The organism is Jingyaoa shaoxingensis, assembly GCF_014385005.1.
GTDB classification, from domain to species: domain Bacteria; phylum Bacillota; class Clostridia; order Lachnospirales; family Lachnospiraceae; genus Marvinbryantia; species Marvinbryantia shaoxingensis.
Genome location: NZ_JACRSZ010000031.1, coordinates 1 through 11800 on the forward strand (window position 1 = coordinate 1; position 11800 = coordinate 11800).

10 protein-coding genes, 5 tRNA genes, 1 rRNA gene and 1 pseudogene are annotated in these 11800 nt (G+C 44.8%); 1 reads left to right on the forward strand and 16 read right to left on the reverse strand.

What is annotated here, in order from left to right; genetic code table 11:
- Nucleotides 1-335 precede the first annotated feature (335 nt).
- The 7 genes from H8716_RS16725 to H8716_RS16755 form a co-directional block, all read right to left on the reverse strand.
- The gene (locus H8716_RS16725; protein ID WP_249310115.1) at nucleotides 336-767 is read right to left on the reverse strand and encodes a threonine/serine exporter family protein; all 432 of its coding nucleotides are present in this window, start codon (nucleotides 765-767) and stop codon (nucleotides 336-338) included.
- Nucleotides 768-1535, reverse strand: a complete 768-nt coding sequence (locus tag H8716_RS16730; protein ID WP_249310117.1) for a threonine/serine exporter family protein — start codon at nucleotides 1533-1535, stop codon at nucleotides 768-770.
- A 132-nt stretch (nucleotides 1536-1667) separates the two neighbouring features.
- Nucleotides 1668-2627 carry an ABC transporter ATP-binding protein gene (locus H8716_RS16735; RefSeq protein WP_249310119.1) on the reverse strand — a complete coding sequence of 320 codons (960 nt, stop codon included), beginning with the start codon at nucleotides 2625-2627 and terminating at the stop codon, nucleotides 1668-1670.
- Entirely contained in the window at nucleotides 2628-3623 is a 996-nt protein-coding gene (locus H8716_RS16740) for an ABC transporter ATP-binding protein (RefSeq protein ID WP_249310121.1), read from the reverse strand. It abuts the gene before it with no gap.
- A 12-nt stretch (nucleotides 3624-3635) separates the two neighbouring features.
- Nucleotides 3636-4493 carry an ABC transporter permease gene (locus H8716_RS16745; protein ID WP_249310123.1) on the reverse strand — a complete coding sequence of 286 codons (858 nt, stop codon included), beginning with the start codon at nucleotides 4491-4493 and terminating at the stop codon, nucleotides 3636-3638.
- Nucleotides 4494-4506: 13 nt separating this feature from the next.
- On the reverse strand, nucleotides 4507-5436 hold the full coding sequence (gene nikB / locus H8716_RS16750) for a nickel ABC transporter permease (protein ID WP_117449835.1): 930 nt from the start codon (nucleotides 5434-5436) through the stop codon (nucleotides 4507-4509).
- 83 nt (nucleotides 5437-5519) lie between these two features.
- A complete protein-coding gene (locus H8716_RS16755) occupies nucleotides 5520-7055 on the reverse strand; it encodes an ABC transporter substrate-binding protein (protein ID WP_249310126.1) in 1536 nt (511 codons plus the stop codon).
- 267 nt (nucleotides 7056-7322) lie between these two features.
- Between H8716_RS16755 and pepT the strand changes: the two genes are divergently transcribed.
- Nucleotides 7323-8576, forward strand: a complete 1254-nt coding sequence (pepT, locus tag H8716_RS16760) for a peptidase T (protein WP_249310128.1) — start codon at nucleotides 7323-7325, stop codon at nucleotides 8574-8576.
- 91 nt (nucleotides 8577-8667) lie between these two features.
- Here the strand turns inward: pepT and sdaAA are convergent, their stop codons facing one another.
- From sdaAA to H8716_RS16805, 9 genes and pseudogenes are all read right to left on the reverse strand, one after another.
- Nucleotides 8668-9549 (reverse strand): L-serine ammonia-lyase, iron-sulfur-dependent, subunit alpha, encoded by an 882-nt coding sequence (sdaAA, locus tag H8716_RS16765; protein WP_249310130.1) that lies wholly within the window; start codon nucleotides 9547-9549, stop codon nucleotides 8668-8670.
- 8 nt (nucleotides 9550-9557) lie between these two features.
- Nucleotides 9558-10217, reverse strand: a complete 660-nt coding sequence (sdaAB, locus tag H8716_RS16770) for an L-serine ammonia-lyase, iron-sulfur-dependent subunit beta (protein ID WP_117449831.1) — start codon at nucleotides 10215-10217, stop codon at nucleotides 9558-9560.
- 111 nt (nucleotides 10218-10328) lie between these two features.
- Nucleotides 10329-10766 (reverse strand): annotated as a pseudogene (locus H8716_RS16775) (sulfite exporter TauE/SafE family protein); the annotation flags it as partial.
- Between the two features lie 273 nt (nucleotides 10767-11039).
- A tRNA-Gln gene (locus tag H8716_RS16780) sits at nucleotides 11040-11111 on the reverse strand.
- 18 nt (nucleotides 11112-11129) lie between these two features.
- A tRNA-Gly gene (locus H8716_RS16785) sits at nucleotides 11130-11200 on the reverse strand.
- A 12-nt stretch (nucleotides 11201-11212) separates the two neighbouring features.
- Nucleotides 11213-11287, reverse strand: a tRNA-Pro gene (locus H8716_RS16790).
- A gap of 4 nt (nucleotides 11288-11291) precedes the next feature.
- Nucleotides 11292-11363 (reverse strand) — tRNA-Glu (locus H8716_RS16795).
- A 32-nt stretch (nucleotides 11364-11395) separates the two neighbouring features.
- Nucleotides 11396-11467 (reverse strand) — tRNA-Asn (locus H8716_RS16800).
- A 212-nt stretch (nucleotides 11468-11679) separates the two neighbouring features.
- Nucleotides 11680-11800: ribosomal RNA gene (locus tag H8716_RS16805) — 23S ribosomal RNA — on the reverse strand; the annotation flags it as partial.

An 11800-nucleotide genomic window follows, 5' to 3' on the forward strand; every position in this document is an offset into this window, starting at 1 on the left:
AAATCAACATACTAGCTAATCTATCCCTTTTACTGTTTTATAAGGTCAGTTCCTTGAATGTTAAAACTTTTTTAGAATCTTTCAAGGTTGTTTCACTGTTCAATTATCAAGGTTCTTTGCTGTTGTTCTCATCAGCAGCAACTTTCATATCATATCACTGCTTTTTAAGTTTGTCAACAACTTTTTTATTTATTTTTCAATCTTTCGATTGAAGCTTTATGTTTCTTACTGTCTCTCTCAGACAGCTTCATTATATTATCATCCATCCCAGCATTTGTCAACAGCTTTTTTCATTTTTTTACAAAATTCTTTTATGTTGCTTTTATCGCAATAGCCTAATGTTTCATTTTCCTGGTCAGGTCGCAGATGCACCAGGCGATGGCCATTCCCCCGGCGATCCCCAGTGCGCACAGGAAGGTCTGGCTTCCGTATTTTTCTGCCAGTTCGGTATTACCCTCTGCCAGTGCACTCATACAGTAATACAGAGTGCTTCCCGGTATCAGCGGAATGGCGGAGGTCACAAAAAACGGTGTGGATGGTGCTCCGTATAGCCGGGCCAGGATCTCTGCATAGATGGCCACGCAGAAGCTGGCCACCAACATAGATACAAAGATATGGTTCCCATGATGGGACAATAACAAGTAAGCCAGCCAGCCAAGTGCACCTCCTACTGCTGCCGCCGGAAGATATCTTTTATTAATATGAAAGATGAGCCCAAATCCCACAGAGCCTGCCGCACCTGTGAGCAGTTGTGTAATTACATTCATTTACCAGATCCCCCTTACCAGCCAGATAGCCGCAAAAAATCCCAGCGCCAGCGCCGCTGCCAGCAATAACGCCTCAATCAGCCTCATACTGGCTGATATGGTATCCCCCAGCAGAACATCCCGTATGGCATTGGTGAACATCAGTCCTGGTATCAGCAACATGATATCACCAATCATGATCTTGTCCATATGCAATATTGGAAAGATTCTGCTGACCACACAGATCCCCACACCGCTTAAGAACGATGCGGCTATCTGATAAGCCACAGAATTCAGACAGATTGGTTCCATATAAGTTTCCAGAAGCCAGATCACCGCTCCCATCAATCCGGCAAACAAAAAGTCCCAGATACTGCCACCATAGAATACAGCAAAGCTGGCCGCTGCCAGTACATTCCCCAGCAACAGCATTTTCTCACTGGAGCCAGTGGATAATATCTGATCCAGCTGCTGTTCAAACTCATCCACCGCTATCCGGCCACTACAGATCTGTCTGCTCAGTTCGTTCAATTCCTCCAGTTTCACAAAATCATTACCCCCTGACTTCTTCAGCCGTCTGGTCTGGGTCAATGGCTCTTTTCCAGGCATCTTCATGGTAATGATAATGCTGGAGGTAATCACGAACACATTCATCTCTTCTGCACCATAGGCATAACCGATACGATTCAGGGTATCCTCCACCCGGTAAATCTCCGCCCCGCTGTTCTGCAGCGCTTCTCCCATCTGAATCAGTACATTCAGAAATCCACTATCTGATCTGCTGTCCATTTTTATTGTCCTTCCATATCATCATATTCTGTTTCCATACTATAACATTCTACCTGCATTTGTAAACAAGATAAAAAGCCGGAATACCTCTGCATCTTACAAAAGTATTCCGGCTTTGGATTTCACGATATTTTATTTGTCTGCTACCAGATGACACGCTACCATGTGTCCATTCCCCACATCTACCAGCTTCGGTTCATTCTTACTGCACCCTTCTTTTCGGAAACGGCAGCGTCCGCAGAAACGGCAGCCTTCCGGTGGATTCACCGGACTCGGTACGTCTCCTTCCAGAATGATACGCTGGCGTTTTTCCACATCCAGTCTTGGAATCGGAATCGCAGACAGCAGCGCCTGAGTATATGGATGCAGCGGATTTTCAAAGATATCTTTGTAATCAGCCATTTCCACGATCTTACCAAGGTACATAACTGCAATACGGTCACTAACATGCTTTACTACGCTCAGGTTATGAGAAATAAACAGATAGGTCAGTCCCAGATCCTTCTTCAACTGATTCATCAGGTTCAGTATCTGTGCCTGTACACTCACATCCAGTGCGGATACCGGCTCATCCATAACGATGAATTCCGGATTGATAGACAGAGCACGGGCAATACCGATACGCTGTCTTCTTCCACCGTCCAGCTCATGTGGATAAGAAGTAGAAAGTCTGCGTTCCAGACCTACAATATCCATAACCTCATGCACACGGTTATATAAATCTTTCTTATTATCATATACCTTATTTACCAGTAATGGCTCTGAAATTAATTCTTCTATATTCAGACGCGGATTCAGAGAAGAATACGGATCCTGAAATACGATCTGCATCTTCTTTCTCATTTCCTTCATCTGTGCTGCATTCAGTTTTACCACATCCGTCCCACGAAATAATACTTCACCGCTGGTGGGTTCATGAAGTCTCAAAATGGCACGACCGGTGGTAGATTTACCACAGCCTGATTCTCCTACAAGACCAAGGGTTTCTCCCTGATTGATAGAAAAACTGACATCATCTAATGCATGCAGCATTCCTTTTTTGGTTTTGAAATATTTTTTCAGATTCTTTACTTCAAGAATCGTCTCTGCCATTTACTTCACCTCCTTAGTATCATCAAATCTGTGACAACTGATGGTATGTCCAGGTTCTACTTCCAGATGCTTTGGCATCTGCTTGCTGCATTCCTCACAGGCATATGGACATCTTGGATGGAAAGTACATCCAGACGGCAGATCTGTTGGATCCGGTGTGAGGCCTTTTATGATCTTCAGTTCTTCCTGTTCATGATAGATATCTGGAATGGAATCAAACAATCCAACAGTATATGGATGGTGTGGCTTCTCTGGTGTAAAAATATCCACTTTATCGCCATATTCTACCACATTTCCTGCATACATAATTGCTACTTTATCACAGATCTCAGCCACGATACCCAGGTCATGAGTAATCATAATCATAGAAGTATCATACTGATCCTTCAGTCCTTTCATCAGTTCCAGCATCTGTGCCTGAATCGTTACATCCAGTGCAGTGGTCGGTTCATCGGCAATCAGCAGTTCCGGATTACAGGCCAGCGCAATTGCAATAACCACACGCTGCTTCATACCACCTGAGAACTGATGTGGATAATCTGAAGCTCGTTCCGGACGAATGCCAACGGTCTTCAGCATCTCCAGGGCTTTTTTATGAGCATCTGCTTTACTCAGGTGATCATGCAGACGGATTCCTTCTGCAATCTGATCACCGACGGTCATAACCGGATTCAATGATGTCATAGGATCCTGGAAGATCATAGAGATCTTTTCTCCACGAATACGAGTCATGTCTTTATTGGATTTGTTTAAAATTTCTTCGCCATTATATTTGATGGATCCGCTGATTACCTTTCCCTGTGGATGTGGCAGCAGATTCAAAATACTCAGAGCGGTTGTTGTCTTTCCTGCACCAGTTTCTCCTACAAATCCAAGGGTCTCCTTAGGTGCAACTTCCAGATTTAATCCGTTGACTGCATGTACCACACCGCCATTTGTATGATATTCTACCGTCAGATCACGGATCTCAAGTAAATTCTTTTTCTCGTTATCCATATTCCTCTCCTCCTATTTCTTCTGCTTTGGATCCAGTGCGTCACGAAGTCCGTCACCCAGTACATTCAGAGCAAAGATGGTGATCATAATCGCAAGACCTGGGAACATGGTCATATAAGCATAGTCTCTAATATAACTTCTTGCAGAAGAAAGCATAGAACCCCATTCCGGAGTTGGCGGGGAAATACCCAGTCCAACAAAGCTAAGTCCGGCCGCTGTCAGGATCGCCATAGCTACACCCAATGTGGCCTGTACGATAATCGGAGCCAGACAGTTCGGAATAATGTGTTTGAAAATAATACGCAGATCCGATGATCCTGCTGCCTTAGCTGCCTCGATAAATTCCTGATCTTTTACAGAAAGCACTGATGCACGCACGATTCTGGCATAATGCGGAATCGAAGAAATACCGACTGCGAGCATCAGGTTAAACAGACCATTTCCAAGTACTGCCACAATGGCAATCGCTAAAATGATCTGTGGAATAGATAACAGAATATCCATTAGTCGCATGATAATGTTGTCAACGGTTGCTCCATAGTAACCGGAAAATGCTCCAAGAAGTACACCAATCACCATGGCAATTGCTACCGCTACGAAACCAATCAACAGAGATATTCTCGTTCCATATACTACACGGCTGAAAATATCACGTCCAAACTCATCTGTTCCAAACCAGTGCTGTGCACTTGGTCCCTGGAAGCAGCTCAACAGATCCTGTTGGTCAAAACTATAAGGTGCAATAAAGTTTGCAAAAATCGCTACTAAGAAAATAATAACGATAATAATCAGTCCCAGTACCGCCAGTTTGTTTTTTCGAAGGCGTTTCCATATATCGCCCAGCTGGGCAAATTTCTTTTTCTTTTCCATATGTACTCTCCTCCTACTTATACTGCGCTTTGATACGCGGATCTACAAATGCATATAACAGGTCAACCAGGAGGTTTACAATACTGAACGCCAGTGCAATGATCAGCACACCGCCCTGTACCGTAGGGAAGTCACGCATCTTGATGGAGTCCACCATCAGTCGTCCAATTCCAGGAATAGAAAAAATAGACTCTGTCAGAACTGCTCCACCCAGCAGAGTACCAAACTGCAGACCTGCAGATGTAATAATCGGAATCAGAGCATTTCCCAGTGCGTGTCTGATGATAACAGTTTTCTCATGGAGACCTTTTGCTCTTGCTGTCTTGATATAATCCATATTGATAACTTCCAGCATACTGGATCTGGTCATACGGGTAATAACTGCTACAGACTGAGCCCCCAGTGATACTGCTGGCAGAATCAGATGTAATGGAGTGTTAAATCCAGAAGACGGAAGCCAGCCCAATTTTACAGAAAACAACAGTGTCAGCAGCAGTCCCAGCCAGAACACCGGCATGGAAATCCCCAGCAATGCAAACGCCATAGAACACATATCAAAAATCGAATACTGCTTGATCGCAGAAATAATTCCAATTGGAATACCCAGAACCAATGCAAATAACATAGAACAAAATGCCAGTTTTACCGTAGCCGGGAAACAGTCTTTGATCAGATCAATTACCGGCTTCTTTGTGGAATAAGAAGTTCCCAGATCTCCATGGAGAATCAGGTTCTTCATATATCTTCCATACTGTACCAGGAATGGATCATTAAGTCCCTGTTCTTCCCGGTACTGCTCTACTGCTTCCGGAGAAGCCGAATCGCCCAGTACCAGTCTGGCCGGATCGCCAGGAGTGATGTACAGCATAGAAAATATGATAAAGGTAACACCCAGTAATACCGGGATCATCATTAATAAACGCTTACCTACATATTTTAGCATAGACGTCTTTCCTTTCTGTTTTTCTCATTGGAAAAGGGGAAGCGGCAGCTTCCCCCGTTGTAAATCCGCTTTTCCTGCAACATTTACTCAAAGTAAATGTTGTATAATGGATGATAACCATATGCTGTAGGTTCAAATCCCTTCATGTTGGCCTTTGCACCAACAACTACTTCTCCATTGTTCAGGAATACCCATGGTGCTTCTGCTGCAATCTCTTCCTGCAGTTCTTTGTAAACTGCTTCTCTGTCCTCAGAGTCTGGCATGGATCTTCCTTTTTCCAGCAGTTCATCTACTTTTTCACTGCTGAAGTTTGCGTAGTTATTACCAACCTGTCCGTTTGTCTGAGAATGGAATACAGCGTAAACTGCCATATCCGGATCAGCAGTCTGGCAGGTCCATCCTACCATAATCGCATCCTGTTCACGTCTGTCTGCCTTGTCCAGAAGTGCGCCCCATTCCAGAACTTCAATTTCTACATCAATTCCAACTTCTTTTAACTGGCTCTGAATGATCGTAGCCATATCAATTCTTTCCTGACGTTCGTTTGTGGAGATCACCAGCTTCTGACCTTCCTGAATGCCTGCTGCTGCCAGCAGTTCTTTTGCTTTTTCTACATTGTATTCATGTGGTGTCAGATCGTTATCGTGATATTTTACGTTCGGTGCGATCGGACCTGCTGCTGGTGCACCAACTCCACGCCATACTGCGTTGCAGATTGCTGTGGTATCCAGTGCATAAGAGATAGCCTGACGTACATCCGGGTTGCTCCATGGTTCTTTCTCGCAGTTGAATGCAAGGAAAGTAGTCTGGTTATCTACCTTACGGATCAACTGAAGATTGCTGTTGTCTTCTACACGGCTGATATCGTTGGTAGAAATATCAAATGCCATATCTACACCGCCGCTCTCCAGTTCGATAGCACGGTTGGTTGCTTCAGTGATGATACGGAATGTGATCTTGGACAATGCCGGTTCTTCTCCGAAATAATCATCATTACGTTCCAATTCGATAGTGTCATTCTTTGTCCAGCTTACGAACTTGAATGGGCCGGTACCGATTGGGTTACTTCCGAAGTTATCGCCTTCTGCTTCTACAACAGCTTCTGGAACAATGCTGGCACCTGTATTGGCAAGACCTGCGATGAAACCTGTATTCTGCTGCTGAAGTTTAAAAGATACTGTGTAATCATCCGGTACTTCAAAGCTGTCCGGATCGATGTCTCCAAAGATGTGAGCTACTGCTGCACTGGCCTGTGCACGTTTCAGTGAGTATGCTACATCACTTGCCTTTAATTCATCTCCATTGTGGAACTTTACGCCCTGACGAATCTTAAAAGTATAGGTAAGTCCATCATCTGACACTTCATAGCTCTCTGCAAGTCTCGGTGTTACGGTACCATCTTCTGCCACATCAATCAGTGTGTCATAGATCTGCGCCATAATGTTGGATGAATATACATTACATACAGCTACCGGGTCGATACTGGTTGCATCGGATCCCATTGCTACAGTCAGCGTATCCTGGGTAGTCTCTGCTGCGGAAACACTCATACTTCCGAACAGCGCAGTTGCAGATACTGCTGCAGCGATTAAAAATCTCATAAGTCCTTTTCTGCTCATTTTTCTCCTCCTTTATAATGCTTGCTTGTAAATGAAGCGGACTGTATAGATTTTAACACACTAAAGTATTATCTGTCAATGTCATACATCTGTTTTTCTGTCAAATACAACGTTATTGTTCACTCCATGACCAGCAGCCCCATAACTTCTTCTTGCGCTTTTAGCACAGGGGTGTATAATTATATTATATGCCACTTTTCTGTCAATCTGTTTGTCATAAAAAGTGGCATATCAATACTAATTATATTTACTAAAGGAGAGACAATCATGTCACAGTTTTACGATCAGGTAAAAGAACGTTTTATCCGTTACGCCAAAGTAGATACCCAGTCTCAGAATGGCGCAGCTACCGTTCCAAGTACAGAAAAACAGTGGGATCTGGCTCATATGCTGGAAGAAGAAATGAAGAACATCGGACTTCAAAATGTCACTCACGATGATTTCTGTAATGTATACGGCACTATTCCATCTACCCTGCCAAATGGCGGTGGCATTTCTATCGGATTCCTTGGTCATATGGATACCGCTCCGGATGCCAGTGGTACCGATGTAAAGCCATGGGTTCTGGAAAACTATCCAGGCGGAGACATCGTATTAAATAAAGAACAGAATATTGTTATGGAAGCAGCAAAATATCCTCGTCTGGCCATGTATGTTGGACAGGATCTGATCCTGACAGACGGTACAACTCTGCTGGGTGGCGATGACAAGGCCGCTATTACTTCTATTATGACCATGGCTGAATATTTCTGCCGGCATCCGGAGCTTCCTCACGGCCCAATCCAGATTGGATTCACCTGCGATGAAGAGGTCGGTCTTCTGGGTGCTCACAAGTTCGACATTGAACGCTTCGGTGCAGACATTGCCTATACTCTGGATGGTGATGGCCTCGGCGATTTTATTTATGAGAACTTCAACGGAGAAGAAGTGCATCTGAACATTCACGGCTTAAATGTACATCCTGGAACAGCGAAAAATATTATGAAAAATGCCATCGAAATCGGTGGTGAATTCATGAATATGCTCCCTGCACTGGAACGTCCTCAGCATACAGAAAATCGGGAGGGTTATTTCCATCCGATTAAGTTCGAAGGAACTGTGGAAAAAGCATTTCTTCGCTGCCTGATTCGTGATCATGATAAGAAGCGTTTCCAGGAAAGACATGAATATGTGGAAAAATGTGTTGCCGCCTTAAATGAAAAATATGGTGAAGGTACGGTAGAATCTTCTTATACAGGAAAATACTCCAGCATGTATGATGCCATCATGAAAGTACCATATATGATTGATTATGCGAAACAGGCTATGGCTGATTGTGGCGTAGAGATGCATGCAATCCCGATGCGTGGCGGTACAGATGGTGCATGCCTGTCCCAGAAAGGACTTCCTTGTCCGAACATCAGTGCCGGTTATGAAAATGCACATGGCCGTTTTGAACTGGTAGCTATTCAGGCTCTGGAAAAGAATGTGGACATTCTGCTCCGCCTGATTGATCTGTATAGCAAAAAAGAAAGTCTATAATAAAAAAGTGCTCTGTGAGATTGTTATTACACATACTCAGCAGAGCACTTTTTTATATATTGAATCTTGCGATTCTTTCTTACTATCATATTTATACTTCTTTTTTTCCGAAGACCTGTTCTTTCATCTGCTTTGCCGTCGGTGTATTCGCCAGTCCTCCCTGTGCCGTCTCCTTCATGGCACATGGCATACTGTCTCCCACTTCCTTCATGGCATCAATGACTTCATCCACCGGAATCTTGGATTCCATTCCGGCCAGTGCCATATCTGCTGCGGAAAATGCGATCATAATACCACCCACATTTCGTTTGATACACGGGATCTCCACCAGTCCGGCCACCGGATCACACACCAGCCCAAGCTGATTTTTGATTGCCATGGCACAGGCATCTGCTGCCTGCTTTGGCGTTCCACCCATGATTTCTGTCAATGCTGCTGCGGTCATCGCTGCTGCGGAACCGCACTCTGCCTGACAGCCGCCCTGTGCTCCGGCAATGCTGGCTCTTTTGGCTATCACAATACCAAATCCTGCTGCCGTAAACATACCTTCTATGATTTTTTCTCTCGGGATCTGATGCTCTTCCATCATAGTCACCAGACACCCCGGCATGATACCGCAGGAGCCTGCAGTTGGCGCAGCCACGATCTTTCCCATGGCTGCATTATATTCAGATACTGCCAGTGCTCTGGCCATCGCTTTTGTCATAAAACTGCCTGTGATGCCGCCCATTTGGGCATACTGCATCATCTTCCAGGCATCACCCCCGGTCAGTCCGGAAGTAGACCGAAGTTCTGGATCCATTCCACTCTCCACTGCTTTTTCCATGACACGAAGATTCTCCTCCATCTGGGAGAGCAGTTTTTCTTTGCTCTGCTCCATCTGCACGGCCTGATCTTCCAGTACCACAGCACCGATGCTCATTTTCTTCTTCTCTGCTGTCTCTACCAATTCCTGTATTGTCAAATATTCCATAACTGCTCCTATATCACTTTCAAAATAATCGCACTGATCACATGTGGCAGTACCTTTAGCTGTTCAGTCAGTCCTTCCGGTGCTGCTCCGTCAATCTCAATAGTCATAATGGCTTCTCCACCCTTTTTCTGTCTGGACAGACGGAAGTTCCCAATATTCACATCTGAATATGCCATAAAATTCGTTACCGCTGCGATCGCTCCCGGTCGGTCGTAATGGCGAACCAGAATGGTGGTACTCTGTCCTGTGTAGGCCACATCCATTCCATTGATCTTCTCCACCAGAATGTTGCCGCCTCCCACAGAAGCCCCCTGAATATCTGCCGTCTTGCCACTTTCTCCATAAAGAAAAATATGTGCGGTATTCGGGTGGGTATCCGGTATATTTACCTCATGAAACTCATACTCCAGTCCCTGTTCCCGGGCCAGTTCCAGTGAACAGCGAATCCGTTCATCATAAGAATCCATTCCCATGATGCCTGCAATCAGTGCCTTATCCGTTCCATGTCCCTTGTAGGTCTGGGCGAAAGATCCCGACAGCTCGATCACTGCCTTTACAGGTCGATCCTCCAGAATCTGCCATGCCACACGACCCAGACGCACTGCTCCTGCAGTATGGCTGGAAGACGGACCGATCATCACCGGGCCTATAATATCAAATACATTCATGTATGTTATTTCCTTTCCACAATGCAAAAAGTACGGTTCAGATCCATTTTCTGACATTTTGAATCTGAACCGTACTCATTTTATCACGATTCTAACGGCATGAAAAGTATTTTATGAAAGCCTGGAGAAAACGAAAATTACCGCACCAAGAATGACCAGTACCACACCAGTAGCACGATTCAACGTCTTCGGCTCTGCCTTATTGGCAAAGACTGCTGCAATCCGCGCCCAGATAAAGGTAAATACTACACACAATATCCAGACCATCCAGTCTGGTGAACCACCAATAGCAAAATGAGATACTGCTCCGGTAAGGGCTGTGAATGTCATAATAAACACACTGGTTCCCACTGCAGTCTTCAGCTCATATCCCAATACACTGGTCAGTATCAGAAGCATCATCATTCCACCGCCTGCTCCAACAAATCCACAGATAAATCCGATCAGTATACCGCAAATGATGGACTGAATAGCCCTCTTTTTCGCTGATACCGCCTGCATGCTTTCTTTCGTGGTCATGACTGGTTTTACAATAAACTTCACACCAAGGAAGTTTCACCTGTTTGTCTGGAGTCAAAGAAGAAAGATCCATAAGCCTGCTCCTTAGATTAGATTTAGAGTTTTTAGAGTCAACTCCCAAAACTCTAATCAATAGTTTACATGCAACAGCCAGAAATTTCGATACACCCTCTTATTGGACGCTTACCCTTTTATTTCCAATCGAGGTACCTTGCCAATTATAGAACATTGTAGCTTTAGATTTAACTTATTTCTAAAATAAAACATAAAAATAAAAGCAGCGGATTTTCCACTGCTTTCAAGCTGGGCTACAAGGATTCGAACCTTGAAATGACGGAGTCAGAGTCCGTTGCCTTACCATTTGGCGATAGCCCATTATATTATTTGTAGCAAAGCGGGTGATGGGAATCGAACCCACGTGTCCAGCTTGGAAGGCTGGTGTTCTACCATTGAACTACACCCGCATATTTATTGGATCGGGGTGACAGGATTCGAACCTGCGACCTCCTGGTCCCAAACCAGGCGCTCTAGCCAAGCTGAGCCACACCCCGATAATGACTCCAAGGGGATTTGAACCCCTGTTACCGCCGTGAAAGGGCGGTGTCTTAACCGCTTGACCATGGAGCCATAATCACATTTCATATCTTATTATGAAAAAACTCCCCGAGTTGGGCTCGAACCAACAACCCCTCGGTTAACAGCCGAGTGCTCTACCATTGAGCTATCGAGGAATATGAAGATTGTACCTTCAAAACCGCATACGGTAAATACTTTCCATCCGTGTTTCCCAAACCTGCTGACGCTTATTCGCGGTCATTCGGAATCCGCTTCGCTTCTTCCTCATGCCTTTTGCTCCGCAAATGTCTGTCCTGAATCCGTCTGTGCCCCGGAATGCAAGCATTCCTCCTTCACAGCCGTCTCCGTCCAGCCGCTCTTAAGCTTTTTGGTCAAGCCTTCGACCTATTAGTGACAGTCAGCTCCATACATTACTGCACTTCCACCTCTGCCCTATCTACCTCGTCGTCTTCAAGGGGTCTTATTGCTTTCGCATGAGATATCTCATC

What these genes read in the sequence shown, in the direction of transcription:
- H8716_RS16725 (WP_249310115.1), bottom strand. Translation starts at nt 767, where the DNA reads ATGAATGTAATTACACAACTGCTCACAGGTGCGGCAGGCTCTGTGGGA.
- H8716_RS16730 (WP_249310117.1), bottom strand. Translation starts at nt 1,535, where the DNA reads ATGGACAGCAGATCAGATAGTGGATTTCTGAATGTACTGATTCAGATG.
- H8716_RS16735 (WP_249310119.1), bottom strand. Translation starts at nt 2,627, where the DNA reads ATGGCAGAGACGATTCTTGAAGTAAAGAATCTGAAAAAATATTTCAAA.
- H8716_RS16740 (WP_249310121.1), bottom strand. Translation starts at nt 3,623, where the DNA reads ATGGATAACGAGAAAAAGAATTTACTTGAGATCCGTGATCTGACGGTA.
- H8716_RS16745 (WP_249310123.1), bottom strand. Translation starts at nt 4,493, where the DNA reads ATGGAAAAGAAAAAGAAATTTGCCCAGCTGGGCGATATATGGAAACGC.
- nikB (WP_117449835.1), bottom strand. Translation starts at nt 5,436, where the DNA reads ATGCTAAAATATGTAGGTAAGCGTTTATTAATGATGATCCCGGTATTA.
- H8716_RS16755 (WP_249310126.1), bottom strand. Translation starts at nt 7,055, where the DNA reads ATGAGCAGAAAAGGACTTATGAGATTTTTAATCGCTGCAGCAGTATCT.
- pepT (WP_249310128.1), top strand. Translation starts at nt 7,323, where the DNA reads ATGTCACAGTTTTACGATCAGGTAAAAGAACGTTTTATCCGTTACGCC.
- sdaAA (WP_249310130.1), bottom strand. Translation starts at nt 9,549, where the DNA reads ATGGAATATTTGACAATACAGGAATTGGTAGAGACAGCAGAGAAGAAG.
- sdaAB (WP_117449831.1), bottom strand. Translation starts at nt 10,217, where the DNA reads ATGAATGTATTTGATATTATAGGCCCGGTGATGATCGGTCCGTCTTCC.